Raw genomic sequence first — 24,749 nt, 5'->3', positions numbered from 1 at the left:
AATGGAAAATTACCCAGAATTCTTTTTGGACGAACATCAACTGGAAGAAGCCCTTTCAAGGCCTTCAACCAAATTGATCCAATTTATGCAAAAATTGGAAGGAGATTTTCTAATGTTGGGGGTTGCGGGAAAGATGGGGGTTTCCCTTGCCAGAATGGCAAAAAGAGCTTGTGACCAAGCCGGAGTCCAGAAGAAAATAATTGGGGTTTCAAGGTTTAGCTCCCCTGAACAGCAGTCATTTCTAGAGGAAAGCGGGGTGAACACCATAAAAGGGGACTTATTGGACATTGATTTTGTCAACAGCCTTCCAGATGTCAAAAATGTAGTCTATTTGGCGGGTATGAAGTTTGGAACCGAGGGCAATGAGAGCTTCACATGGGCAATGAATTCCTTTCTTCCAGGCTTGATCGTTGAAAAATTCAAAAAATCGAGAATCGTAGCTTTTTCCACCGGATGTGTATATCCATTGGTGGAAATAGAATCCGGGGGTTCCGACGAATCCGATAAACCGCTACCAATTGGGGAATACGCGCAGTCCTGTTTGGGAAGAGAACGATTATTCGAGTATGGAAGTTTGAAGAACGGCACCAATATAGTCATCATTAGGTTGAACTACGCGGTGGAAATGAGGTATGGTGTATTGGTCGATATTGCAACAAAAGTCAAAAACCATCAGACCATCGATCTATCCATGGGGTATGCCAATGTAATCTGGCAAGGTGATGCAAACGATATGATATTGAGAAGTTTGGAATTGTGCGCCTCCCCGGCCAATCATCTAAATGTTAGCGGTCGAGAGACCATTTCTGTTGCTAAAGTAGCCCGTCAATTTGGAGAAATCATGGGTAAAGAGGTTGTTTTCACGGGAAAAGAAGAAGACTCCGCGCTGTTGGTAAATGTCTCTAAGTCCCATTCCATATTTGGATCACCAACCGTAAACTTGGACAAATTGATCGAGTGGACAGCAAATTGGGTGGACAAAAACAAAAGACTTTTGGGAAAAGCAACCCATTTTGAAGTTAGAGACGGCAAATATTGAATCTATATAATCCTACAAAAAGAACAACATGTTATCGAATGACCTAAAAATATTACTGCAAGATGGATTGGTTGTTCCAGCCCATCCAACAGCCTTGACCAAAAACTTGGATTTGGACGAACGGAGGCAACGGGCTTTGTCAAGATATTATCTTGAGGCAGGGTCGGGCGGTCTGGCAATAGGAGTGCATACTAGCCAATTTGGGATAAGACAGGCCGGTTTGTACTCACCGGTATTGGAATTGGCCAAGGAAGAGATGGACAATCATTGCAAGCACAGCAACGAAAGAGTTTTTAGAATTGCTGGGGTCTTGGGAAACACAAAGCAGGCAACAAAAGAAGCCAAAAAGGCCTCCGAACTAGGTTATCATGCCGTCTTGTTAAGCCTGGCCACCCTTAAAAAACAATCTAACTCCGAATTAATTGAACATTGTAAAGCGGTTGCAGAAATCATGCCCGTGATCGGATTTTATTTGCAGCCTTCGGTGGGTGGTCGTGTGTTGGATACTGAATTTTGGAGAAAGTTTTCTCAAATTGAGAATGTTGTAGCCATTAAAATGGCACCTTTTGACAGGTACCATACCATTGATGTTGTCCGAGGCGTTGCAGAATCCGGAAGATATAACGACATTGCCCTGTACACGGGAAATGACGACAATATTGTTGCGGATCTTTTAACGGTTTACCACATTCCGGTTGGCGGCAGGTTGGTAAAAAAAAGAATAGTGGGCGGCTTGTTGGGACACTGGGCAGTTTGGAACAAAAAAGCAGTGGAGTTATACGACAAAATTAGGAATGCCAATCGTTCAGACTATGGTGATTTGCTGACCCACGGCATCAAGGTTACGGACTCCAATGCGGCATTTTTTGATTCGAGAAACGGTTTTCAAGGATCTATTGCGGGCATTCACGAAGTTCTGATTAGACAAGGTCTTTTAGAATCCAACAACACCATTGATCCAAATGAACGTTTAAGCCCAGGTCAGAAAGCAGAGATTGACCGGGTCTACAGATTATATCCCGAATTGAATGATGATCGTTTTGTAGCTGAAAATCTTGATAAGTGGTTACAATGATATCCCAATTCAATTTGTACGTATTCCCAAGAAAATCGAGCAACCTCCATTGTATTGCCCACTTGAGTATACCACATAGAACTTTCCGTAGGTGAATTACGGCAAAATCACCCCAAGCAGCGTTTCGGACAATCTAGGGAAATATCCAAATAAATTGTTTTTCAAACTGGATTTTTCCCCATGTATTTTATGTTGCCTAAATACCGTAAAAGTCACAACATAAGGCTACTTTTCAAATCCAGGAAATAACACTTTTAACTATCTTGAAATTTGTTGTTTTGATACTTTCCGCTGTGAAACACAACAAAGCCATTGCAGATAAATGTTGTACCCAATTGATTATTTGAACATTGGCCCATATAAATTCCGAACCTTATCTGAAAGATTCCCTTTGAAAGTTGATTTCAAACTACCACTTTACCAAAATCCCGTTTTAACCATATGGTACTCCTTGCGGTCCCCTAGAAAATTTATTCACTAACTCATACCTATGAGCGTATATTGAATTATGGAAATTATATACATGATTACACTGCTAAAAAAATTAAGGAAAGAAGATGAATTCGCTAAGAATTATGGGGTTATGCCAAGGCACAACATAGTTTCCAAAAAATCCTATCGAAAAGTCAAGGATTCTTATCCACAAAATTTTCAGGAAAAAGAGTAGGTAGGATTTTATCCCTGTTATGGGGAGGAAACCCATTTACATACCTTATTTGCCCATCTTTCTGCCCCTTCAAACAGTTTTCAGGCAAGTGGACATTTGATTTAAACAATTCGATGTGTTCATTGTCCAACACCTCTTTATAGAATTGTGATATCTCGCCTACTTTGGAATTGGTGACCCCATGCATGACCTCCCTTACTTTGGCGTCATCTGTTATTAAGTTTGTTGTTTTTCTAAAACAGTTTCTTCGTTCATCTTTACATATTCCCTTACCTTTTTGATATCAAAAATTTCAAAGAACGTCTTTACGCCGTTAAGAATTTTTTGCCGCATAAAAAACAGGGCGACCAATATTGCCAAGACAATGGAGTTGATGATTTCAAGATATTCCATGATAATTTTTTAGGATGATCGATAAGTATAAAAATTCCTACATAAACCAGAGAAATAGCCAAATAGCAGATAAATACACCAATTAACTTTCACTAGTGTAATTAACTTCTTATATTAATCTTATAATTAATCGACAGTTGTGCTGCTTCAGCTAAAATGGCACTAAATTCTCATTTTTTTAAGTGATACATTAAAATCTCATAGGGTGTCTTTCCCTTAAATGCACCATGTGGTCTATTAAAGTTATAAAAGTTTTCCCATTGTTTTATTTTCTTGTTCAAATCCACATCATCAGAGTAGTCCAATAGTTGATAGAACTCCTTTTTGTCCGTGAGATGCGACCGTTCAACCTTTCCGTTGAGCTGTGGCCTTCCGGCCTTTATATAGCGGTGCTCCATGCCAAGGTCCTTTACATGCCAGTTGAACCCGGATTGGAACTCGTGCCCGTTGTCCGTCTGGACGGTATGGATTCGGAATGGGAACTTACTTACCACATAATCCATAAAGTCAATGGAACTTGATTGGTTGTGCCTTTCATATACTTTCAATGCCCTGATACGTGTGCAATCATCGATTGCCGTGTACTGATACCGTTTTATCTTTTTCCCTTCGGTGGTGTTGAATGTCAGGAACTTGACATCCACTTGGACATGGTGTCCCGGGGTTTCCTTGGCATACCGTTTCGGTCCCATGGCCTTTCTGGTAACGTTCCGCTTGAGTGGTTTTATGCCATTCCTTTTTAGGGTCCTATAGACACTTGATTCAGAAACATTGATGTCATGGTATCTTTCCAAATACCATTTGATACGCCATGTACCAAGTTTGTATTCCTTTCTAAGGTCCAATATCAGATCAACCGTTTTTTGATTGATTCTATTGGGGTAGGTACCAACCTCTCTCTTTTTCCTTAAAAGACCCTCGGCACCATCTTTTTCATATTTTCTTTTCCAATTAAAATAGCTGCTCCTACTAACATTGAACATTTCACAGGTCTCCTTGACCTTTCCATAGTCCTTTGCGAATTCCAGCACCCTTAGTTTGAACTTCCACCTTAAGTATTGTTCAATTTCCCTCGTCTTTTCCATGTTAAAAGTGTCTCTTGATTTATTATCATAATAGTACACTTGTAGTTGACGTAGTCACAGTCACAAACAATGGATTTGACGGGAATTTCTTCAACTTCGTCAACCGCCATAGGGTGGAGAAAGCCAAAAGCTTGCTTTCAAGTGACCTTTCGGACAAATATTCAATATTGGGAATGCTTTTGGGTCGGGCTTCAATTCCAAGACCTCCTTCAACACTACATTTAAAAATTTTACGGGACAGACCCCTCCGAATTCAAAAAAAAATAGTTCGTACTTATAATCTCGTACCTAAAAAATATTCAATATACTGATTTTCACTTACCTACACCACCTGTTCGAGATTATAAACCAAAACGGTTCCCAGGGTTCAATGAGCTAATTTTATACCAAAAACGGATGGGGATGGAAAGGAAAGAGGAATATAAATACGCAGTTGTGACCGGTGCCAGCCAAGGATTGGGCAAGGCCTTTGCACAACGTTTGGCCCTTAAGGGAATCCATTTGATCTTGGTGAGCCTTCCTGAACAAAATGTCAAAAGACTTGCACAGGAATTAGGCAAAACTTACCACATCAGTACCCAGTACTATGAAACAGATTTCAAATCGGACCAAAACATCAAGACCTTATGTAACTGGTTAAATGGGAATTTTTCAATTTTCATCTTAATCAACAATGCCGGAACGGGGGGTACACGAAAGTTTTCAGATGTCCCAACAAGTTACATCAATACCATCATTCAGGTAAATGTAAAGGCGACCTCCCTGCTAACGCATGGACTATTGCCAAATCTCAAGCAACAGGAAAAATCCTATATTCTCAACGTATCCAGTATTGCGGCATTTTCTCCTGTAGGCTACAAAACGGTATACCCCGCCTCTAAATCCTTTGTACATTCTTTTTCACTGGGACTCTCCGAAGAGCTGAAGAACTCCAACATATCTGTGAGCGTAATAAATCCGGGAGCAATGAAAACCAATGATGAAATTACCGCCAGAATTGAAAAACAAGGTCTTATTGGAAAACTGACACTGCTTGACCCTTACAAGGTAGCCCACCATAGCCTGAATAAAATGTTCAGGGGTAAAACAGTGATTCTGTTGAACCATTTAAGTTGGTTTATTTCCATTTTGCTACCAACACGGGTCAAAGTATCCATGATGACCAAAATAATCAAAAGAGAACTGACCGTCGGATAAGGCCCCATTAACGGGCATGCCCTACAGGGCACGGACCTGAACAAGGATTTGGCAACCCGGAACATCATATAAGAACTTGGTTTGAGATAAGTAAGCAAAAGTTTTATGGAAAAACACCAAAGTCTAGAGTTCATAAAGAATAAGCGGCCTATAGACCCAACAGCGACATTGGAGGATACCGAACCTTTGATTCAGGGCATGGCAATAATAGATCAAAACGTTTCAGGTTACTTCAAATATTGGCATGTAGACTTCAATGCTACTTTGCGATCACTTCAGACCGCCATAAAGGTCAATGCGAAGGAATCCACTTTTGTTGGTACTCCCAACTCCTCCGGTCACGGTGCAACAGAAAGCTCAGACACTGATACCCAATGGCATAAAAAGTACTTGGGCACAGTACACGATCCACTAAAACGCAAAGATGGAATGGACACGATAACTATAAATCCAACCTTAATTGTCGGAGTTCGCGACAGTCGACCCGGTTCTTGGAAAACCATCCCAAAATTTTTGAGAAAAAAGCAAGTGCCGTACCCCTCAAGTGGCAAAAATCCCTTCCGTCCAAAAGATGTCCCTGAGGAGGTTCCGATAAGTACTTCCCAAGCAAAGAATGGATCAAGCCATCAAGCCAACGAAAATTTTTCAGATGATTTTTTCTCCCAAAAAACAAACCCCTCGGCAGGGCAAAAAGGCTTAATGATAACAGTCCCGGATTTCGTGTTTGATATTTTGGGATTTGCGAGCGATCCTTTTAAGGAAAATAGGCATATGAAGAAATTCTGGTCCCCTAAAAAAAACGCATGGCGTTTACAATTATTCTTTCAAAAAAAGGTACTGACATGACATTATAAAAAAACAATTATGATACTACTACTGATATTTTTTTTGTGTCGCCAAGCTTTTGTACAAAGTGCAAGATTGGACTCCATCTCAGGATTGGACCAACTCGAAGCGCTCGCTGAAAAAGGATCTTGGAAAGTTGCCAAAAACAAAAAGGGAATTGTTTTGAATTGTAGAAAGTTAAAGGTTGCGGAGACCTCAAAAATATTGGAGCTGACTGCTAGCTTTACCATTTCATCTTCTGTTGACCGCATTATTGAACATCTAAAGCAACCCCAAAGAATTCAGCAGTGGAATGAGGCCGTTCTGCATAGTGAATTGATTGAGGACAGGGGCTCGATCTGGATTTCCCATACTACATTTAACGTACCATCCCCATTTCCCCCACAAGAATTGATTTCAAGGCATGAGGTCAATCAGACCGCGGATGAGGTCATTATCAATACACGGCCCGTTCCAAACCACAGAGACCCTGAAGAAGGTGTGCTCAGGGAAAAATATAATTGGAGCGGGTGGTCATTGCGTCCTAGTGACAATGGGACCGTCCATATAACCTTTACAGTGGCTTCACTCTCCATTTGCGGTATTCCCAGGTTCATTAAAGATCCCATCATCAAACGAAAATACATCAACTCTTTTGTCAAATTAAAAAACCAGCTTGAAAACTGCCAGTCATAAAACCAGGCAAAATTGATTGTTCTGTCCCTAGTATTTCCCATACTCTTGCAGCTAAAAAATAGGGGTTATATATCCGATCACACTAAAATGAATGAATCTGTCTTGGAAAGGTATTATCCAATTTTTAAAAATCAAGGTCTGCCAAGGTGGTTACCGCACCACCGATTCGGTACGGCAGGGCAACCGGGTTAAATATCCCCTAGAGACATACTTGTATCTCAATGATCGTGGCGTACCGTCAATGACCCGTTTCTTGGGCGGTGTTCCCCGACCAAACAGCCAAAACCGGCGCTATTCTTTGTTTGCTCCCTGGGGTTATGATTGAGAGCTGTTATTTAGGTCTGATTATATTCCGAAAGCCCATCTAAAACAGCTATGCTGTATGTTCAATTGCCTAAAAACCTTATAAACAAGTCAAAGCTGTTGCCTCCCTCCTGTATCCATTCCAGAAGAGTATTTAGGGCAGGTTTTAGAGGTGCACTTATGTACGCTTGTCGGCTGTTGGCCCCTCTGATTCCCCTTTTATCCTTTTTCTTTCCACCTGCAAGGAAAATTATCTTTTCCCCTCTCACGAACTGTCTGAGCTTTTACTATTTTGCCCCTGCGGGAAGATGTGACCTCAAAATCCCTTCAATGGCATGGTAAAGTCTGTAAGGTTCCTGTGGATTCTGTTTGTGGTCAATAAAATCTATTTTGGATATGTCCTGTTCAAAGTCTTCTTCAAAACCCTTATTGCTGTCTGCCTCTTGAGATAGCTTTTTGATTTCTTCAAGATCCTTATCTAAATCTTTCATATTTTTTTTCCATAGCTGTCTACTGGATATTTTTTCAAAAAAAATTCAATTTCCATTACAGGGTCTTCCGCTACCCAAGCGTTCGTTTTAACGGCCCCGATGGAGGTAGCTGAACTGATGGGGCGATGTCTGTATTTAGGGGGTATAGCTTCTTCTTTTCCTCTTCTTTTCCATCATGGAGATAAAATCCGTAGATGACGGATGGATGCACTGTATGCTCTTCTGCAAATTTGCAAACAACGAACTTGTTGCCGTTGTTTGGCTTTATAAAAGCCATTTTCTCAGCCGAAAACAGCATCAAAAACAACAATAAACCGTTTGACAACCTATAATTATTTTTATATTGCACAATAAGAAGACGAAACCACGGAAACTATACAGAACGACAAATTACAAAACTTGGGCATAGCCAATCCTTTTGGCCGCCTATGCCCAATAAAGTTCAGCATTTAAACAAATTGTTGGCCATTGAGGATAAGATGAAAATAACCTTAGCAATATTCATAACCCTATTCCTTACCAGTATAGGATTTTGCCAAGATTCTGGAATATCCAGCAAACAATTGAATCAACGGGAGATTGACTCCATTTTTACCGATAGCTAGAAAACGAAGCTGCAAATCGAATATTCCATTTATAGAATTTACGAATTCGATGATAAATTAGGGAAACACTTCATTGTAATGACTGAAAATGAATTTGAATGTGATGAAAAGGAAAAATGTCTGGACTCGATAAAGGCATTTTGCTATTCCTTTAAAGATGGGTCATATCGCACCCAATGGAGTTTAAAGGACTTTATATTGCCAGGGGGCAATGAAGTATCAGAAGAATATTCGATTTCATTTTGGACTAAATACTTTGAACTGAAGGACTACAATGGAGACGGTGTTGTTGACCCGATTATGGTATACGGGACGTTTGGAGTGAACGGCACAAATGATGGGAGAATAAAACTATTAGTTTATCACAACGGAATAAAAAGAGCAATTAGACATCAAAACGGAACACTTGATAATGAAAGGAATACCCAAGTGGACGAAATGTACTATCTATTGCCAACAGGAATACAAAATAGAGTTCATAAAATAATGTAAAGTATAGCTGAGAACGGTCACGGTATTTTTCCATATGGTTGGCAAACTGCAATGAAGAATAAGAAATTAAAGTTTGATGAAAATTAAAAACGGCCACCAACAAGGTGGGTGGTGCATATCTTTGGGGATAGGCACCATATACAGAAGGTTGTCCGTAATGTTAAAATATCAGACTGTACTTAAAGAAAAACAAAGAGAATGTTGGAAATGGACCGATTGAGCCATTTAAGGAATCCGACCGAATTGATTTTTGTGCAGTGAACGTGCGGACTGAAAATATGTTTGGACAGTTTGTTTGTCCAAAATCCGTACGGATTAAAAAAGGATTTATCCCAACGGAAAAGAAGGTTCCGAGTTTGTCCGAAATGGGATATGGCAAAAAATAAGCAAGCCAACCCAACTCAAAAATGGCAATTGGATTATTTTTATGAAATAAGTAATTCGACCGACTTTAAGAAAGTGTCAGAATTGTGTGAAATGAAACGGCTGGGCGGGAAAGCACCACGCGCAACACGGTGCACAAAGCATAGCTAGTAAGTGCTAGTCCAAAAGGTTTGCGCTTGTTTGGAAAGACGCCAAATTTTTAATTTGGCCTTTAGAATGGAAAATTAAAAACAAAATATAAAAATCGGCCCTGTGTTAATCCGAAATACAGTGTCTTTTGACACGCTACGTTTCATTCACAAAACCGATGTGACCAATTTGAGAAATGAGATTACTACTAGCAGCATTTGGACTAATAATCAGCTTTGGACCAACGACCAAAGTGCATATTGAACCGAAAACCAATTGCGACCCATCTACTGAATTAATTAACACAAGGCCAATGGGACTTTTTCTATCAATGTCCGGAGTTATCGGAAAAACAAAAGAAGATGTTGAAAAATGCTTACAAGAATTCGCCAAAAACAACGGTGGAGACTTGGTAAAGGAAAATCTGGACAATGAAAATCCAAATTTCTGTGTTCTAAATGAAAAAAATCAAAACGTAACCGTCTTTTACCCAAGTGGATTTAATGAATTTGGCGATGTTTCAAAATATCTATCCAAAAAACTCAATTGTCCAGTTTTCTTTTTCCATGTTCACGATGGGGATTTATGGTTGTATTTTCTATACGACAAAGGAAATTTAGTTGACCAATTCAATCCGGTTCCAGACTATTGGGATGATAATTTGTCAGAAACAGAAATTGATGAACAAAAAGGAAATCCACAAATCGTTGCGGAATTAGTTCCTAATGTAAGAATAGAAAATATTGTCAATTATTATGTTCGTTGGGATTTGGAAGCAGAACCTTTTAAAGCATATCCGAAAGATGAATTTACAAACGAGGATTGGCAGGTAGTGGATTTTATGAATAAAATTGGACTTGAATATCCAATCTCTGATAACGGAACCGCTTTGGGAACTGTTTACAAGTTATGGATTCCCTAACCGTAAAAGGCTAAGGCTACAATAAGATGTTTGAACTTTGATAATCTTGTTGTTTTCCAGCTAAGAATATTCCATATCCTTGACCAAGATGCTCTTTACGGCAAGAAAGAAAAAAAGCGAAAAAAAGGAAATCACGATCAACGTGATGGAGCTCTTTCTTGCTTTAATGAGGGATGAAAGTTTGTCCTTTTATAGCAATACGAACGGAATAGCCAATAGGGCAAAAGAGGTGGGATTACCCAAATACCCAGAAAGAACCGACCCCTTTATTTGGGTGGTATTTAAAAAAAAGGTGATGGTCGGTAAAACTACCGTAAAGCAGGCCGGCACTCCCCTAATCAATTATAAGAATTTTGCAATTTCCCGAAATTGAATTCTCCATCCATGGTTTACAGTTTAATTTTTATGGGGCCAAGTCTTAAAAGCTTTTCATTCGCTCTATTAATTTCATCACCTACATTGTTAAGTATGGCGTTTTTAGAAACATTCTTCACTGGAGTAATCGCATTGTTTTCTCCTATTAATGCTTCAGCTATTTTTTGCGCATCTTTATTTGATTTGGCGATAGCAATCAATTCCCTTTGCTTCTCAAGGTATTCTTTTGCAGCTTGAACAAGCAAGTACGTAACATCTTTTTCGGACCAAATATTCAATACCATATTGGTGGAAGTCGTTGTGTCATCAGTACCTTCTTCTTTTTTGAATGCACTGTTGTTAGAAAAGAAAACCGGAACGGAAGCATCTATAATGGTCCCTGTGCTGACATAATTTTCAATTTGTATTGTGGCGGACTGAAATAGATATAAATGATCAAGTTGGTGCATTGTTAAGGTCGTATCCGCAAGATACCTCTGTACGATGCCTCTTTTTACAATTGGATTTAATTCTGAAAATAATTCATCGATAGATTTTCCATTGGTAGGTGACCAAACTCGAGTACCAATATCTTCCAATTTATATTTTAGTTTGTACACCTTATTGTTATTGACAGATAATGATGCGGATGCCACACCGGGAACTTCCCCTTTTGTGTCGCTTAAGAAACCTCCGGTAAAAAATGATTCTATTTCCTTATCGAGATTCCCATATTGAACAGGTTTCTTTACAGCTTTTAAGACAGAAGCATCAATTCTATCTATTTCCACACTATCATTTTTTCTAATTGAAAGGCCCCCAAAATATATATTGTAAGCATCGTCCACATGAATTACCTTTCTTGAGTTTTCCGGTGGGGTAAAACTCAGATTGGCCAATACGCTTTTATATGATATTTCATCATTAGGAACTTCTTGCATGGTTGCTGTGAGTTGGACTGTGTATTCTTGGTTCCTTTTGGTAACTGTGGATTCAAAAAATTTGAATAGCCCTTTTTTTGGTATCTGGCCCAGTACAACAAATTTTTTCTTTTTCTTAATCTCCTTAATCTTTATATAATCCGGTGAGCTTGTATTGGGCTCCAAAGTTTCCGAAAATATTTCAGTCAAACTCTCAATAGGTGTTGTAAGCTCACCATATCTCACCTTGACCACTACTTGTTCATCCAGGTTATTTTCGAATTTAATCTTTACTTGACCGAAAAGGAAAAGTGGTAAAATCATCACAATTACAGTAAAAAAAGGTTTCATGAATTCAATTTATTGGTTTATGGAATTGTACGGTTATATTTTAGTCTTCAATTTTGAAAAGTGCCGATCAGCTTTTATTTTATTCGCTGATAAAATCAATAGCGACCTTTTTAGCGTCTTTCGGAATATCAATAGTTAAAGTTTCCGGTTTCTCCCTATTGTCAACTCTCTCCGATTTTCTAAGGATCATCCGAAATACTATCGGCACATGATCCGATATGTCTTGGGCAAAATCACTAATACTCCTATCCAAACGCACTATGGCCGCATCATCATCAGAAATATCGCCCAAATCCAGATCGCGACTGACAATTATGTGGTCAATCAAAGATCGATGCCTGTTGCCCACGTAGGAAATGGCATCGGTTTGGGCATCATCCGCGGTAAGGGCGAACAAATCCGGTGTATCGCTGACTGCATTTAAAACATCGTTGTCCAATTTTTCATTAAAGTCCCCGCATAGTACCACTGGAAGGTTCTCATGCTCGCGAATGTCCTCAATGATCACTGCTAATTTTTCTGCAGCCAGTTTACGCCTTCTTCGGCTTTGTTCGTCTCCGAATGCCTTTAAATGGACTACGATCATAATGAACTCCACAACCCCATCTTCCCCATGTTTGACCTTACATTGCGTGAAAATGGGAAATCTTGGAAAGGCCGTTTTGTTATCCGATGTTCTGGCCCTTAAACTTGCTGTATTTCGATCGGCAATATCTTTCCTCCTTGTTACCTCTGTTGTGTCAGAATCGTATAGTACAGCCAAATCTTGACTTCCCCTTGTGTCCCTTAGAACGTAATCATATCTAAACCCTCGGCTGTTTATCTCAGTGATGAGGCGGTCCATGGCAGGCTTTTCAACTTCACTTAAACCGATTGCATCCAAGGACATTTGTTCCAGTACATCGGCGACATCCATGATTCTTGATCGGCTTACATGTTTGTTAAAATGTTCGATGTTCCAACAACCCACGTCCGCAAATTCTGGAACCCCTTGAAATCCGTTTACCTGGACTTCCAAATCGCCGATCCCAAGACCGGCATTTCCAAAGAATCCAAGTATTGGGGATCTCTGGTCCACAGAGGACATTAACTGGTACCAGCTTTCATCATCATTGTGTGTTGGACCCAAAGAAAACCTCCTGTCCAGGTCATTGACAATGGCGGCAATTCGTATCGCTTCGTTTTCTGCCTTGCCATCCCCTAGGTTCCTGCCCGCATGATGGAGGCCGACCAAGTTCCATTCGTTGTCAAAAACCGGAGACCCTGAAGAACCGGGTTCAGTATCCGTGGTATAGTGCATTACGGTATCATAGATATATTGGATCCTGTTATCATGGATTGCAATTTCCTTGCTCCTTCCACGGGGATGTTGAATTATGTTCACCCGGTCATGGCGCGAGACCAAAGTTGGGTCGCGTTTCAGCATGATGGGCGGAATTTCCCTTAGATCCCGGCCCTCACATGCCACGATAGTGTAATCCAAGTCTTTGTTGGTCACAAAAAACTGATCTGGGCGCATTACCACAACGATAGGGGTGGATCCGTCTTCAAAAAGGAATTCAGCCGTAGCTTCTTCTGCCTGAAATTCATCTTCGATAACGTGGTTATTTGTTATAATCAAGTTTGGGGCCACCAAAAACCCTGTTCCCAAACTTCGTTGACTTCCTACCGGCACCACCAAACGGCATACTGCAGTGGAGCGTTCTGCTCCATCGGTAAGAAAACTAACAGGTAGAAAATCCCGTTCCAAGTTGACTTTTTCCAGCACCATTTTCTCAACCTCGCGCCGATCATCTTCATTATCGGCAATTTTAAAATCTTCCTTTGGATTTAGGATTCGCGAACGTCGCGCAACAAGTTTCCGAAACATCGATTGCTCGATTACATTTGTCTTTTTTAGAAAACTTTTTTCGTCAGGACATAAAGGCTCAATGTATTTTTCCATTTTTTATCATTATTGGTTGACTTGTGATTTCATAGAATGAACAAAAAGGCTCCAATCTTGTGAAGGGTTTCATCTCCAAACTTGCTATCAACAGGGCTTCTGAGTTGGACATTCGCTGATTCGCGGATGTCTTATTTTCGCCTTCTTTATAACTGGATTTAATTTCAACAATTGATCTCTTAACAGTCTGCGCCATGAAGATAGATGCTTGGGAAAAGCCGATTGCCCATTTAATGAATGAGTGAAGGCAAGAAAGCAGGTTAAATCTAGTTCCCATGGCAACGGATTTCTTCCAAAACACCTTTTCATGGTATTCTGAATTTCAACGGCTATAATTCAGGGGGAAGTATTTAATCCCTAAGATAGCCCAAACCGTCAAAATTCCATTGCACAAAAACCTTAAAAAAACTGGGGGGTTTCTCCAAAGATCAACTCCGATTTTCGTATTTCGCGTCAATCACAAAAAATCAGATAATGTATCTTATGAAAAAATTGAATTTCTCCATGACCCAGATAAACCAAATCCTGTCTTTTGTCCTATCTATATCGAAAGGAAGACTTGCTATGGTCTCTTCACTGCAAAGACAATCACTTTACATGGTATTGAAGAACTATTATCTGAAGGGTCTTCAACCTTATAAATCATAAATGGATACGAACAAAGGGTAAAACAGGGTCAAGAAACACCTTATTGAACATGGTTACGTATGACCCTAATTGATGACCCTGAAGGTTTCAGGAAGTAATTTTTTTTTTAATCCGATCGTAGATTTTCATTTGAAGAGAATGGGTCTACGAAATTATCAACCCTGTCGTAGATCGGTTCGATAATAATTTCTCCCTTTGCGTTAATATACCCTAGCTTTCCCCCTTTGTTTATAATTGCATATCCGTTTTTAAAATCCAACCCGTTGTCAAATTTGGGTCCAATTAGCCAATCGCCATTTTTGTCAATAAAACCAACCTTATTTTGTTTCTGAACAGATGCAAAGCCTTCATTGAAATCCCTTACTGCATCAAACTCAAATGCGATACCAACTTTCCCTTTGTGGTCTATGTATCCCCATTTACCATTTTTTTGTACGGCACATAGTCCATTTGAAAAATCACCAACATTCTCGTATTCATTATTTATTACAACTTTTCCTTCTTTGTTTAGAAACCCAAACTTTTTATTTAATAAAAATGCACCTAGCCCTTCATGAAAATCATAGGTTCCCTCATAAATGGGTTCAATCACTATTTCCCCTTGCTTATTTAAATACCCATATCCATTGTCTTTCATGAAAAATGCATAGCCTTCATGAAAATCACCTATTCGATGACTCTTTAGGTCCAATTTAATTCTCCACTCACCTGTTGTATCAATAAAACCTACCGTATTTTCACTTCTTTTGACCGCAGCCGACATGCCTTCTCTAAAAGGCATCAAAACGTCAAAACCATCTACCACCAAATCCAAATTTTTATCTATAAACCCTACAGTTTGATTATTTGATTCAATTATTGCGTAATCATTAAAAAAAGAAACAGGTAGCGAAAAAGCTTTTTCTTCAAATTTCAATTTCCCGCTGGTATCTATAAAGGCATATGAACCACCTATCGTCCCAGGAAAAAAATCACTTCTTACCCCATTAAAATTTACACAGGCCATGCCATTGGAAAATGAGCGCGCCAGCGGATATCGAGGACTGATGACATAATCACCTTCAGGATTTATGTACCCGTATTTTCCATCTTTCATAACCATTGCCAGAAGGTTGTTTTTTGTAATTTTTTGAGTTCGATCAGTGTTTTGTATATTTTCATTACACGAGAAAACTAAAAATGCAATGAACAAAAATGTTTTTTTCATAATTTGTGTTTTAAATACTGTAAACCGAGCAGGTTTGGAAACTGCATGGGATTCCCGCCCCAATCTGTCCAAACTCCCCATTGATAAGAAACAATAAAATATGTGATCGTGAGCAAGCCACTCGGCACTCCATTTTTCTGAAGGGCTGCCAAGGTATCGGGTTATCTTTTTTTTGAGTTCCATTTGCCATAAACCTCGTATTTTTCGAGTTCCAATTTATAATCAATATCAATGTCCATATAAGAAACATCGGTCTCTTCCTTGGTATTCATTTTATAAACAGAAACCAAATGTCTAATTTTTTCTCCTCCCTTATCAAAATATAACCTTTTTTCCACCGTTACAGGCTCTTCGGCTTGAAATGAATTCATTCTCCAAAATATGAAGTATAGTCTTCCCTTCGTGTCGAAATAGGCATCAACAGTTACATTCCAATCACCAGAAAATGAGTAACTATCGGTGCGCAAAAAGTATCCAAGATCTTCTTCCTCTATAATTAGGGACATTTTTGATAAAACCAAAGTATCAGCTTGCCTTTGATTGTCAAACCACTGACTAAACTGATAATTTTCACCCCAGCTATAATTGTAAAATCTCTTACAAACTTTAATTTCATTATCGATTAGGGGTTGCCATGTCTTAAAATTCTCCCTTATTAAAAGTATTGAAGGGGGTTCTTGTGCAAAAGAGGAAGAAAATACGATAAGGAACATTAAAACCATAAAAACTTGCTTCATAGATCATTTTTTGATGTGCCTAATGTGCAATAACGTTAAACGCAAAATGTTATCGCTATATTTTACACTCCGGCGTACTTATTTTTATTAATCTCCCCCATTGGTAAAAAGGAAGAAAAGTCTTTTTTTGGTTAAAATCGCAGTGATGCTATCCGAACCTAAATGATCCCAAAAGCCTACCGAGTCAAATACAAAATTAGTTTCTAATTTGTAAAATCTTAGCCCATTTTTACTTCCCAGTACCGCTAAGAAAGAATTGGTGACACATTCAGCTTTTCGATTGCCCATTTGTGTTTTATAGGGACTCCAAAAAGTGTTTGTGGCCCCAGTTGTGGTTAGCATTGAAACCAAATAATCAATAGCATCTGGAGAATTTAAAGAGGAAATAGATGGACTCTTTTTTAGGAAGCCGTCCACTTTTGGAACCAATTTTCCGTTATCGGTCGGGCTGTGGAAAAAAACACCGTCGTGGTGGTTAAGGTCAGCCTCTAACAATTTTAAATCAAACTCTTTGGATAAAACAGCGTTTTTGATCAAACTTTTGTCCTCTATTTCGCTTCTATCAACATAATTGTCAAACGTAATGAAAAAAGTGTGCCCATTCAGTACTTTCTCCACCGCATTTAAAAAAACTTGGATTTCTTTTTGCATATGCCAATTAAGTACATCGGTTTTGTGTAAAAGTGAATATATTGTTCAAGCAATTAAAGTATAAAAAGTGACAATACGGAAGAAAATTCGAAGGAATTTTCCCAATACAAATATACGCTGGCAATTATTTTTATTCGGTGTTGGCAATGGTATTTTTAGTATGGTGCCCAGGAAAAATCAGCTCTGGAAAAAACAATGAATTGACGTTATGGCCCTTCCTTTTCTCGGAGCATTGGTCAGGGAACCGTACAGGTTGGTCTTGGTCACTCCATCGGTGATATGGGTCGACAAAGGTCGGGAGTCCACCTCGTCCAATTTTCAGTTATGGTGCAGTCCGAACGACATTGAGATCAAGTGTATCCAACTGGGGAAACCAGTTCAAAATAGCCTTGTTGGGCGCTTCGATCGAAGCTCTCGCCAAAAAGTACCCAATGCATACCCGCCCAAATCGCTTTTGCAGGTAAGGGTGTTGACCTAGCAATGGCCGGAACATTACAATCGGAAACGGCCGCATAAGGCCCTACAAAAACTTGGGTCGCAAGAATTTTTAACGAAATGGAAAAGCTAGCCCTTCCATATCAAATAATAAGCTAATTTGTAAAACCTAAAGCGTAGCTGATCTTGGGGCCCTTGTACCGCCCTGCATTAAAGGGACGGTAAATTCAGATTCAAATGGGGCCAAATTTCAAGTACATGCCTTGTAATAGCATTTAAGATTGTTTGGGTGGGTGGGGTTTCTTTGGCTTTTATAGGTTCCATTAATGAAATTGTGGCGCATAAAGCAAATCCTTCGGTTGTATAATTTCCTTAATTGTTCTTATTTTTTGAATTGGATCGGTTTATTTTGACTTTAATACTGAGAAAGGAAAATCAATAAATCAATGGGGCGGATTTCGGCGGGACATACCCCAACGAAATCATAGCCGATTCGCTGTCGGCAATTGGACAATGGTGAACAACGAAAGTGAAATACAGAAAAAATATAGCAATCGACTCAATAAAGTCTTTCAATATATTGACGAAAATCTAGACTCAAAATTGTCGTTGTGCACTGTTTCGGAAAAAGCCTTCTTCTCTCCTTTCCACTTTCATAGGATATTCAAATTGATGACGGGGGAAACCCTAAATGAATTTATAACCAGACGAAGAATAGAAAAGTCGGTTTTAGCTATCCTGCACAAAAAATCAAGTTTATCGGAGATATCCCATATGTACGGATTTGGTGATAATTCGGCATATACCAAAGCGTTCAAAAAATACTACGGTATCAGTCCAACAGAATTTAAAAGCCAAAATCCAAACAAGTTTTCCAAAACTCGGCAACTGAATAGCAAGATTGGACAAAGCTATCCTGATTTGGACGAATATGTTTGCATTATTGATAACCTAAAAAAATGGATGGATATGAATGCGAAAATTGAGATCAAACAAATACCTGAACAAACCTATGTCTACATTACATGTATTGGACCACATGGACTGCCGGCAGCATTTCAAAAATTGATCACATGGGCAATTCCAAATGGGTTTATGACCGAAGAAACAAAGTTGATGACTGTTTATCAAGATAGTTTAAAGGTGACCGAAGAAGAAAAAGCAAGATTTAGAGCTTGTCTTCCAATGGGGAAACAAGTGGATCATATAGATGAATTCGAGACAGCTAAAATTCCTTCAGGAAAATATATTGTGGGGAAATTTGAAATTATCCTGGACGACTTTGAAAAATCATGGACAGGTCTTTATGTTTGGATGGACGAAAATAATTATGAAAGAGCTGAGGGCGAATCCTTTGAGGTTTACCATAACAATTTCAATGAACATCCTAAAAAGATAGCAATCGTTGATTTTTATATTCCAATTAAATAATTGATGGACAAGTGATTAACAAACTAAACGTACCTGGCGACGGCTATCAGATGAAGCCTTTACTTTTTTAGCACAGCACATCGGCCATGAAGTCCATGCTCCACACCTCATTGAGGGCATTTGGGGCCTCCAACGGGTTCTCTTGTCCATGTCCACAAACAAAGCTTAAGGTTTATGGCCCTGTAGACATGTAGGGGACGTTCCCTGTCCAGTTTGTGGCCTTCGCGACGAAGCCGCTTTAAATACACCCCAAAGCCCACGGTCGAAAGTTTCCCTGCCAACCTTGACAGTGCCCCGATCACATTTGAATCCTCCTTTCCGTTGCGGTGGTACCACATCGAATGGGCAAGCCCCAGAGCTTGGCAGGAACGCGATACGCTTACGGCATAGATTTCCCGAAGGTACTTGGCACGGTGCTGCTTGTCGGAAGGCCCTAGAACTTTTTAGACAGTACCTCCTTGAGCATCCGCACATTCAAACCCATATCGGCGTGCAACTGCTTGAGCTTGCGCTTCCCCTGTTCGTTCTCCTTGGGCACCTTGATTATCCGGCCCTCGGTAAACTTGCATTTTTCACCTGACGGCCAATTAATGTCTTAGAATTTTAAACTGTCCCATTTTCAGGGAAGGCTACAATGTAAAAAAAGTGAGGTGCCCAATAATGACACTTACATCCTTAAAAATCCCGACCCACATATCATTTAAACAATTGACAATCAATATTTAAAATCAAATTTGATAAAAATTTAGCAGGTTATGGCGAAACACTTTGGATAGAAAAGGGACAAACAAACTATTTGATCTATGAAAGGCCGCTAACCTGATCTACCCCGAGCATGGGGTGGTTTGGTGGTAGAGGACACGAAGGAAATTTGGTGATTTCCAATCCAACATGAAACTGGGAGGAAATTGTCGGAAACCCAAGCGACCAATTTTCTTTTATTGGTGGGAAGATTTTGTTGGACGCCCGGTGCAACAGTGGGACATCCATTGCATAAACAACAAACATCCAATAACAATTAAAGGCTAAACCCGGAAAATATTTTGCGAGACAAGAATCACCTTCGTGGGAAACGGGCTTACATACCGGGGCCAACATTTTAGCATGGAATCCGGATTTCCGGTAAGCGTGGCAACATTCCCTTTTTAGGGTCAATTTACCGTATAAGGTCAACCAACCGGCTATTTTTTTTCGAACCGCAAAAAGTCTGGTCGGTATATTCCACAATAGGGTTTAAGTTGTCATAATCTACGGCATAGACCTTAAAAAATCCACGGTCCAAAACATGGGCGGGGTCACATTCAATTTCATCAATATTTGGAATCAGGAACTTGTCCGTCAACTCTGCGAACAACAAGGTGTTTTCCAATATCAGTGCTTTTGACATACGTTTGACCCATCGCATTTTTTGTTTGTTAAGGTCGTAGAGATATAGATTTCCGTTAGAGGAATTGTCCCTGGCTAAAAAGAAGAGGAAGTCATTTTTTTTACCGGCAAGAACCACGGGTTCGTCAAATGAGATTTTGATTGCATCGGTATTGTGAATGCTTATGCTGTACAATGTGCCATTTCCTCTGCCCATGACATCTATTGTCAATTCGTTGGAAAACACGAAAGAACCATCCTCGTTGGAAATGGGCATTTCAGAACCATTTAAGAACCCATATGGATTAGAGGGATCAAAGTCTTCGTTGGAAATGTCTCTGCTAAGGGGCCACAACGTTTCGGAAAAGTTGGCATCCCCATCACTTTTTTCCCATTGCATGGGACGGTAGGCAAGTGTAGGTCCCCAAACTTCTGGTTTTAAAATAAGGGTACCGTCCATTTCAATATTAAAATCCAGTTCCGCTTCTGAATGTATGTTCCCTTCATCAAGATCAGAAAACAATGAGCTCTTTCTGTCTGGGAATATAGGTGCTAAATCCAAGGATCCATTTTGTATTACATAGGCATCCATCCTATAAAAACTATTGTGTTGCCTACCCTTGCCGCGAAATGCATATACCGGCGTCGGTTTACCCCTGCCCAAGCTATAGATTTGATCATAAATAATGGAAGAGCCGTACAAAGAGGTTGGAATTACCTTATCATAGGTAGTATATAACGCAAGGTTTTTAATGGAAGTGTCCGCAAGCAACATTCTGGAATCCCATGAAAAAACACCAATCTTTCCATCCTCTGAATAAGTGAAATGGAAAAGATGCCTCCCGGCAACATAGGATGCCGCAACCTCTTCCAAAAGTTTTGGGGTCCTTATCCGCTCCATGGTTTTTCTGATCTGTTCGTTCACCAAAGAGGTAGACTCGCCAAAATCGAAATCCATGGAATCCAGGGCCGCCAGTTTTGGGAAAAGATGGTCCAAATGATAAACGATGTCCCTGCCATGTTCAAAATAGGTGGGAAAATCTTGGTTTTTTCCGGATAAATTGGAACCCCCACACCTCCAGATCAGGAGAAACACGATAAAAAACACTGGGAAGATAATTCTTTTTGATTTCATGATTATAAAGGAATGATACATGGTCACAGCCAAAAACTGAACCAATTATTTCTGATTTTTGTCCCTCAATTGAAGTACGCCCTATTAGGATTGACCAATATCAAGGGATATTTTTCGTATTGCATGATCAAACTGGCCTGATATGTACAGAACATTGCCAAAAACCCACGGATAGGCAACAAACTGATGTCCCTTGCCCTCAATATTCTTATTGTTTTCATTGTTTTATCTTTTTATGGTCTATTTGTTTTTATGGTCGTTCTTGGGACCTGCCCACTTCCATATGGCAGCTTTAGTCAATGATGATCTTTCGGATTGCGTGGTTGAAGGTGTCCGCAACATAGATCTCCCCTTCCCCTGTATGGAGCACTCCATATGGATAGTTGAACTTGGCCACATCACCGGGACCATCATTGTGACCTTCATTTTTCGGAACCCCTGCAATCGTGGTGACATGCCCATCGGGATCGATCCGGCGTATACAGGAATTCGCAGTATCGGCAATATATATGGTCCCGTCACTGGCCACCGAGAGATCAGATGCGCCATCGAACTTAGCGTCCAATCGAGGAACGTCACTTTCATATCCATCTCCGCTTCCTGCAAACGTTAGGACACTTTCATTATCCTGATCTATGGCACGGATCCTATGGTTACCAGAATCCGCAAGCAGTATCGTCCCCTCACCGTTATTCGCCATGCCTCTGGGAAAGTGGAACCTTGCCTCCAACAACGCTCCATCCACATACCCTTCTCGCTGGTCAATCTTCGGACCGGCATAGGTGCTCACCGTATATTGATCGTCATCAAGGGATATCCTTCGTATTGCATGATTATTCCGATCTGATACGTACAGCGTACTGCCCCCTGCACCTTCCTCTAAAAGTATTGCCGTTGGATTACTGAATCTGGCACCGGCACCAGGTCCGTTTACATATCCATACCCAAGACTACTGCCCGCAATCAACGTCCAACCCCCGGAAGGATCAACCTTTACTATCCTATGGTTCCCGCTATCCGCGACATAGATATTGTCATCGCCGTCTATGGCCAATTCTTGGGGAATTGTGTATTCTCCATCCTCCCTACCCCAGCTGCCGTTACCGGCAAAAGTGGAGACCACACCGTCCGGGGCTATCTTCCGTATGGCATGGTTCCTCCTGTCGGCAACAAATATGTTTCCTTTCGAATCCTTTACCAGGTCATGGGGCCGGTTAAATCGGGCTTCCGTTCCGAACCCATCTAGAAAACCTGGAGATTCGTTCGGATTTCCCGCAAAGGTCTCCACGGTATAGGTCAGCTCGTACACGAACTCGGGGCCGGTGAGATCGAAACCGTCCACCTCCATCGTAATGGGGCCGGTATTCGCACCCACCGGTACCTTGACCGTCACCTCGGTGTCCGTGACGCCCAGCACTTCCCCAACGCTCCCGTTGAAGCTCACCGACACCTTGTCGGCATCCGTGCCGAAATTCTCCCCGGTGATGACAACCTCTGTATGCTTTGGACCGGTCACCGGTGCCACGGACGACAGCGTTGGCTCCAATACCACGGGGTCGTCGTCCCGGGGGTCATCATCTTGGGGGTCGTCCCCGACCTGGTCGCAGTCCGCGTTGGTCGGGTCCGGACAGTCCATGCCGTTGTCGTCAGAGCCACAGGACAGTGCCAATGACAGCAGGACAAGCAACAGAAAGATGTCCCTTGCCCTCAATATTCCTATGGTTTTCATTGTTTTCATGGTTTTATCTTTTTATGGTCTATTTGTTTAATCGTCGTTTGGGACCTACCTCTTCCATATGGCGGCTTTAGTCAATGATGATCTTCCGGATTGTGTGGTTGCCCGTATCCGCAACATAGATCTCCCCTTCCCCTGTATGGAGCACTCCACGTGGATGGTTGAATTGGGCCTCAGCACCGGGACCATCATTGTGACCTTCAGATTCCGGAACCCCGGCAATCGTGGTGACATGTCCCTCGAAATCAATCTGCCTAATACAGGAATTGTCAGTATCGGTAATGTATATGTTACCGTCCCCGGCCACCGATATACCCGATGGATTCGAAAACTTTGCCGAAGCCAAATCACCATCTTGATGCCCAAAGTCGCCCCCAGCAAATGTTCCAACCGATTCCTCGTTTTGATCTATGGAACGGATCCTATTGTTAGCAAGATCCGCAAGCAGTATGGTCCCGTCACCGCTCTTCGCAATGCCCGAGGGAAAGTGGAACCTTGCCTCCGAAAGGCCGCCATCCTTGTACCCTAGCTCGGTAATCTCCGGACCGGGACCCGCATAGGTGCCCACCGTATATTGACCGTCATCAAGGGATATCCTTCGTATCGCATGATTATTTGTGTCCGATACGTACAGTGCATTGTCCCCATCTTCCTCCAAAAGTATTGCGGATGGATTACTGAATCTGGCACCGGCACCAGGTCCGTTTACATATCCATGCCCAAGACTACTGCCCGCAATCAACGTCCAATCCCCGTTAGGTGTGATCTTTACTATCCTGTTGTTCCCGCTGTCCGCGACATAGATATTGTCATCGCTGTCCATGGCCAATCCCCTGAGGAAACGGAATTCTCCTTCCCCGCTACCAAACACGCCCCCGGCAAAGGTGGTGACCTCACCATCAGGATCTATCTTCCGTATGGCCTGGTTGGTTATATCGCCCACAAATATGTTTCCTTTCGAATCCTTTACCAGGTCATGGGGCCGGTTAAATCGGGCTTCCGTTCCGGTTCCTTCCTCATAACCTTCCTCACCACCTCCCACAAAGGTCTCCACGGTATAGGTCAGCTCGTACACGAACTCGGGGCCGGTGAGATCGAAACCGTCCACCTCCATCGTAATGGGGCCGGTATAGGCCCTCGCCGGTACCTTGACCGTCACCTCCGTGTCCGTGACGCCCAGCACTTCCCCAGGGGTCCCGTTGAAGCTCACCGACACCTTGGCGGCATCCGTGCCGAAATTCTCCCCGGTGATGACAACCTCGGTATGCTTTGGACCGGTCACCGGTGCCACGGACGACAGCGTTGGCTCCAATACCACGGGACCATCGTCCCGGGGGTCGTCCCCGACCTGGTCGCAGTCCGCGTTGGTCGGGTCCGGACAGTCCATGCCGTTGTCGTCAGAGCCACAGGACAGTGCCAATGAAATCAGGACAAGCAACAGAAAGATGTCCCTTGCCCTCAATATTCCTATTGTTTTCATGGTCTTCATGGTTTTATCTTTTTATGGTCTATTTGTTTAATCGTCGTTTGGG

24 protein-coding genes and 2 pseudogenes are annotated in these 24,749 nt (G+C 41.2%); 11 read left to right on the top strand and 15 right to left on the bottom strand.

Annotated elements, in window-relative coordinates:
* Nucleotide 1 precedes the first annotated feature (1 nt).
* Complete coding sequence (locus FGG15_RS18030) at nt 2–1,039, top strand: NAD-dependent epimerase/dehydratase family protein (protein ID WP_138838957.1); 1,038 nt, start codon at nt 2–4, stop codon at nt 1,037–1,039.
* A 28-nt stretch (nt 1,040–1,067) separates the two neighbouring features.
* Entirely contained in the window at nt 1,068–2,114 is a 1,047-nt protein-coding gene (locus tag FGG15_RS18025) for a dihydrodipicolinate synthase family protein (protein ID WP_138838955.1), read from the top strand.
* Between the two features lie 626 nt (nt 2,115–2,740).
* Here the strand turns inward: FGG15_RS18025 and FGG15_RS20130 are convergent.
* The 3 genes from FGG15_RS20130 to FGG15_RS18020 form a co-directional block, all read right to left on the bottom strand.
* A complete protein-coding gene (locus FGG15_RS20130; protein WP_161992000.1) occupies nt 2,741–2,968 on the bottom strand; it encodes a hypothetical protein in 228 nt (75 codons plus the stop codon).
* A 29-nt stretch (nt 2,969–2,997) separates the two neighbouring features.
* The gene (locus FGG15_RS20125) at nt 2,998–3,174 is read right to left on the bottom strand and encodes a hypothetical protein (RefSeq protein WP_161991999.1); all 177 of its coding nucleotides are present in this window, start codon (nt 3,172–3,174) and stop codon (nt 2,998–3,000) included.
* A gap of 170 nt (nt 3,175–3,344) precedes the next feature.
* Nucleotides 3,345–4,259, bottom strand: a complete 915-nt coding sequence (locus FGG15_RS18020; RefSeq protein WP_138838953.1) for an IS481 family transposase — start codon at nt 4,257–4,259, stop codon at nt 3,345–3,347.
* Nucleotides 4,260–4,661: 402 nt separating this feature from the next.
* Between FGG15_RS18020 and FGG15_RS18010 the strand changes: the two genes are divergently transcribed.
* The 3 genes from FGG15_RS18010 (at nt 4,662) to FGG15_RS18000 (ending at nt 6,977) form a co-directional block, all read left to right on the top strand.
* Complete coding sequence (locus FGG15_RS18010; protein ID WP_138838951.1) at nt 4,662–5,456, top strand: SDR family NAD(P)-dependent oxidoreductase; 795 nt, start codon at nt 4,662–4,664, stop codon at nt 5,454–5,456.
* A 105-nt stretch (nt 5,457–5,561) separates the two neighbouring features.
* Nucleotides 5,562–6,302: a hypothetical protein gene (locus tag FGG15_RS18005; RefSeq protein ID WP_138838949.1), complete on the top strand. Its 741-nt coding sequence runs from the start codon at nt 5,562–5,564 to the stop codon at nt 6,300–6,302.
* Between the two features lie 18 nt (nt 6,303–6,320).
* Nucleotides 6,321–6,977, top strand: a complete 657-nt coding sequence (locus FGG15_RS18000) for an SRPBCC family protein (protein WP_138838946.1) — start codon at nt 6,321–6,323, stop codon at nt 6,975–6,977.
* Between the two features lie 590 nt (nt 6,978–7,567).
* On the opposite strand, the gene FGG15_RS17995 is transcribed toward FGG15_RS18000, so the two are convergent.
* Together FGG15_RS17995 and FGG15_RS17990 are read right to left on the bottom strand one after the other, a co-directional pair.
* Entirely contained in the window at nt 7,568–7,771 is a 204-nt protein-coding gene (locus FGG15_RS17995) for a hypothetical protein (RefSeq protein ID WP_138838945.1), read from the bottom strand.
* Between the two features lie 70 nt (nt 7,772–7,841).
* Nucleotides 7,842–8,096, bottom strand: a complete 255-nt coding sequence (locus FGG15_RS17990; RefSeq protein ID WP_138838943.1) for a hypothetical protein — start codon at nt 8,094–8,096, stop codon at nt 7,842–7,844.
* Nucleotides 8,097–8,250: 154 nt separating this feature from the next.
* Between FGG15_RS17990 and FGG15_RS20490 the strand changes: the two are divergent.
* From FGG15_RS20490 to FGG15_RS17970, 4 genes and pseudogenes are all read left to right on the top strand, one after another.
* Nucleotides 8,251–8,955 (top strand): annotated as a pseudogene (locus tag FGG15_RS20490) (M949_RS01915 family surface polysaccharide biosynthesis protein).
* Nucleotides 8,956–9,035: 80 nt separating this feature from the next.
* Nucleotides 9,036–9,402, top strand: a pseudogene (locus FGG15_RS20485) (MepB family protein).
* Between the two features lie 175 nt (nt 9,403–9,577).
* Nucleotides 9,578–10,303, top strand: coding sequence for a hypothetical protein (locus FGG15_RS17975; RefSeq protein WP_138838939.1), 726 nt, complete (start codon nt 9,578–9,580; stop codon nt 10,301–10,303).
* Nucleotides 10,304–10,382: 79 nt separating this feature from the next.
* Entirely contained in the window at nt 10,383–10,676 is a 294-nt protein-coding gene (locus tag FGG15_RS17970; RefSeq protein ID WP_138838937.1) for a hypothetical protein, read from the top strand.
* 16 nt (nt 10,677–10,692) lie between these two features.
* Here FGG15_RS17970 and FGG15_RS17965 read toward each other — a convergent pair whose 3' ends face one another.
* The 5 genes from FGG15_RS17965 to FGG15_RS17945 all read right to left on the bottom strand — a co-directional run bounded on the left by FGG15_RS17965 (nt 10,693) and on the right by FGG15_RS17945 (nt 17,116).
* Nucleotides 10,693–11,928 (bottom strand): hypothetical protein, encoded by a 1,236-nt coding sequence (locus FGG15_RS17965; protein ID WP_138838935.1) that lies wholly within the window; start codon nt 11,926–11,928, stop codon nt 10,693–10,695.
* Nucleotides 11,929–12,007: 79 nt separating this feature from the next.
* A complete protein-coding gene (locus tag FGG15_RS17960; protein ID WP_138838933.1) occupies nt 12,008–13,873 on the bottom strand; it encodes a trypsin-like peptidase domain-containing protein in 1,866 nt (621 codons plus the stop codon).
* A 754-nt stretch (nt 13,874–14,627) separates the two neighbouring features.
* The gene (locus FGG15_RS17955) at nt 14,628–15,728 is read right to left on the bottom strand and encodes a WG repeat-containing protein (protein WP_237561870.1); all 1,101 of its coding nucleotides are present in this window, start codon (nt 15,726–15,728) and stop codon (nt 14,628–14,630) included.
* A gap of 161 nt (nt 15,729–15,889) precedes the next feature.
* Nucleotides 15,890–16,450: a hypothetical protein gene (locus FGG15_RS17950; protein ID WP_138838930.1), complete on the bottom strand. Its 561-nt coding sequence runs from the start codon at nt 16,448–16,450 to the stop codon at nt 15,890–15,892.
* A gap of 102 nt (nt 16,451–16,552) precedes the next feature.
* Nucleotides 16,553–17,116, bottom strand: coding sequence for a hypothetical protein (locus tag FGG15_RS17945; protein ID WP_138838928.1), 564 nt, complete (start codon nt 17,114–17,116; stop codon nt 16,553–16,555).
* Between the two features lie 208 nt (nt 17,117–17,324).
* Between FGG15_RS17945 and FGG15_RS17940 the strand changes: the two genes are divergently transcribed.
* Both FGG15_RS17940 and FGG15_RS17935 read left to right on the top strand, forming a co-directional pair.
* On the top strand, nt 17,325–17,594 hold the full coding sequence (locus tag FGG15_RS17940) for a transposase (RefSeq protein WP_138838926.1): 270 nt from the start codon (nt 17,325–17,327) through the stop codon (nt 17,592–17,594).
* Nucleotides 17,595–18,064: 470 nt separating this feature from the next.
* On the top strand, nt 18,065–18,982 hold the full coding sequence (locus FGG15_RS17935; RefSeq protein WP_138838924.1) for an AraC family transcriptional regulator: 918 nt from the start codon (nt 18,065–18,067) through the stop codon (nt 18,980–18,982).
* Between the two features lie 443 nt (nt 18,983–19,425).
* On the opposite strand, the gene FGG15_RS20395 is transcribed toward FGG15_RS17935, so the two are convergent.
* From FGG15_RS20395 to FGG15_RS17920, 5 genes are all read right to left on the bottom strand, one after another.
* Nucleotides 19,426–19,551 carry a hypothetical protein gene (locus FGG15_RS20395; protein WP_262710858.1) on the bottom strand — a complete coding sequence of 42 codons (126 nt, stop codon included), beginning with the start codon at nt 19,549–19,551 and terminating at the stop codon, nt 19,426–19,428.
* Between the two features lie 587 nt (nt 19,552–20,138).
* A complete protein-coding gene (locus FGG15_RS17930; protein WP_138838922.1) occupies nt 20,139–21,482 on the bottom strand; it encodes a hypothetical protein in 1,344 nt (447 codons plus the stop codon).
* A 65-nt stretch (nt 21,483–21,547) separates the two neighbouring features.
* Complete coding sequence (locus FGG15_RS20115; protein WP_161991997.1) at nt 21,548–21,703, bottom strand: hypothetical protein; 156 nt, start codon at nt 21,701–21,703, stop codon at nt 21,548–21,550.
* A 71-nt stretch (nt 21,704–21,774) separates the two neighbouring features.
* Nucleotides 21,775–23,211 carry an IPT/TIG domain-containing protein gene (locus FGG15_RS17925; RefSeq protein ID WP_237561869.1) on the bottom strand — a complete coding sequence of 479 codons (1,437 nt, stop codon included), beginning with the start codon at nt 23,209–23,211 and terminating at the stop codon, nt 21,775–21,777.
* A gap of 76 nt (nt 23,212–23,287) precedes the next feature.
* Complete coding sequence (locus tag FGG15_RS17920; RefSeq protein WP_161991996.1) at nt 23,288–24,697, bottom strand: IPT/TIG domain-containing protein; 1,410 nt, start codon at nt 24,695–24,697, stop codon at nt 23,288–23,290.
* Between the last annotated feature and the right edge of the window lie 52 nt (nt 24,698–24,749).

It is taken from the genome of Flagellimonas algicola, assembly GCF_005937185.1.
Taxonomy (GTDB): Bacteria; Bacteroidota; Bacteroidia; order Flavobacteriales; family Flavobacteriaceae; genus Flagellimonas; species Flagellimonas algicola.
This window is presented reverse-complemented; position numbering and strand designations above follow the sequence as displayed.

What these genes read in the sequence shown, in the direction of transcription:
- FGG15_RS18030 (WP_138838957.1), top strand. Translation starts at nt 2, where the DNA reads ATGGAAAATTACCCAGAATTCTTTTTGGACGAACATCAACTGGAAGAA.
- FGG15_RS18025 (WP_138838955.1), top strand. Translation starts at nt 1,068, where the DNA reads ATGTTATCGAATGACCTAAAAATATTACTGCAAGATGGATTGGTTGTT.
- FGG15_RS20130 (WP_161992000.1), bottom strand. Translation starts at nt 2,968, where the DNA reads ATGCATGGGGTCACCAATTCCAAAGTAGGCGAGATATCACAATTCTAT.
- FGG15_RS20125 (WP_161991999.1), bottom strand. Translation starts at nt 3,174, where the DNA reads ATGGAATATCTTGAAATCATCAACTCCATTGTCTTGGCAATATTGGTC.
- FGG15_RS18020 (WP_138838953.1), bottom strand. Translation starts at nt 4,259, where the DNA reads ATGGAAAAGACGAGGGAAATTGAACAATACTTAAGGTGGAAGTTCAAA.
- FGG15_RS18010 (WP_138838951.1), top strand. Translation starts at nt 4,662, where the DNA reads ATGGAAAGGAAAGAGGAATATAAATACGCAGTTGTGACCGGTGCCAGC.
- FGG15_RS18005 (WP_138838949.1), top strand. Translation starts at nt 5,562, where the DNA reads ATGGAAAAACACCAAAGTCTAGAGTTCATAAAGAATAAGCGGCCTATA.
- FGG15_RS18000 (WP_138838946.1), top strand. Translation starts at nt 6,321, where the DNA reads ATGATACTACTACTGATATTTTTTTTGTGTCGCCAAGCTTTTGTACAA.
- FGG15_RS17995 (WP_138838945.1), bottom strand. Translation starts at nt 7,771, where the DNA reads ATGAAAGATTTAGATAAGGATCTTGAAGAAATCAAAAAGCTATCTCAA.
- FGG15_RS17975 (WP_138838939.1), top strand. Translation starts at nt 9,578, where the DNA reads ATGAGATTACTACTAGCAGCATTTGGACTAATAATCAGCTTTGGACCA.
- FGG15_RS17965 (WP_138838935.1), bottom strand. Translation starts at nt 11,928, where the DNA reads ATGAAACCTTTTTTTACTGTAATTGTGATGATTTTACCACTTTTCCTT.
- FGG15_RS17960 (WP_138838933.1), bottom strand. Translation starts at nt 13,873, where the DNA reads ATGGAAAAATACATTGAGCCTTTATGTCCTGACGAAAAAAGTTTTCTA.
- FGG15_RS17955 (WP_237561870.1), bottom strand. Translation starts at nt 15,728, where the DNA reads ATGAAAAAAACATTTTTGTTCATTGCATTTTTAGTTTTCTCGTGTAAT.
- FGG15_RS17950 (WP_138838930.1), bottom strand. Translation starts at nt 16,450, where the DNA reads ATGGTTTTAATGTTCCTTATCGTATTTTCTTCCTCTTTTGCACAAGAA.
- FGG15_RS17945 (WP_138838928.1), bottom strand. Translation starts at nt 17,116, where the DNA reads ATGCAAAAAGAAATCCAAGTTTTTTTAAATGCGGTGGAGAAAGTACTG.
- FGG15_RS17940 (WP_138838926.1), top strand. Translation starts at nt 17,325, where the DNA reads ATGGCCCTTCCTTTTCTCGGAGCATTGGTCAGGGAACCGTACAGGTTG.
- FGG15_RS17935 (WP_138838924.1), top strand. Translation starts at nt 18,065, where the DNA reads ATGGTGAACAACGAAAGTGAAATACAGAAAAAATATAGCAATCGACTC.
- FGG15_RS20395 (WP_262710858.1), bottom strand. Translation starts at nt 19,551, where the DNA reads ATGCAAGTTTACCGAGGGCCGGATAATCAAGGTGCCCAAGGAGAACGA.
- FGG15_RS17930 (WP_138838922.1), bottom strand. Translation starts at nt 21,482, where the DNA reads ATGAAATCAAAAAGAATTATCTTCCCAGTGTTTTTTATCGTGTTTCTC.
- FGG15_RS20115 (WP_161991997.1), bottom strand. Translation starts at nt 21,703, where the DNA reads ATGAAAACAATAAGAATATTGAGGGCAAGGGACATCAGTTTGTTGCCT.
- FGG15_RS17925 (WP_237561869.1), bottom strand. Translation starts at nt 23,211, where the DNA reads ATGAAAACCATAGGAATATTGAGGGCAAGGGACATCTTTCTGTTGCTT.
- FGG15_RS17920 (WP_161991996.1), bottom strand. Translation starts at nt 24,697, where the DNA reads ATGAAAACAATAGGAATATTGAGGGCAAGGGACATCTTTCTGTTGCTT.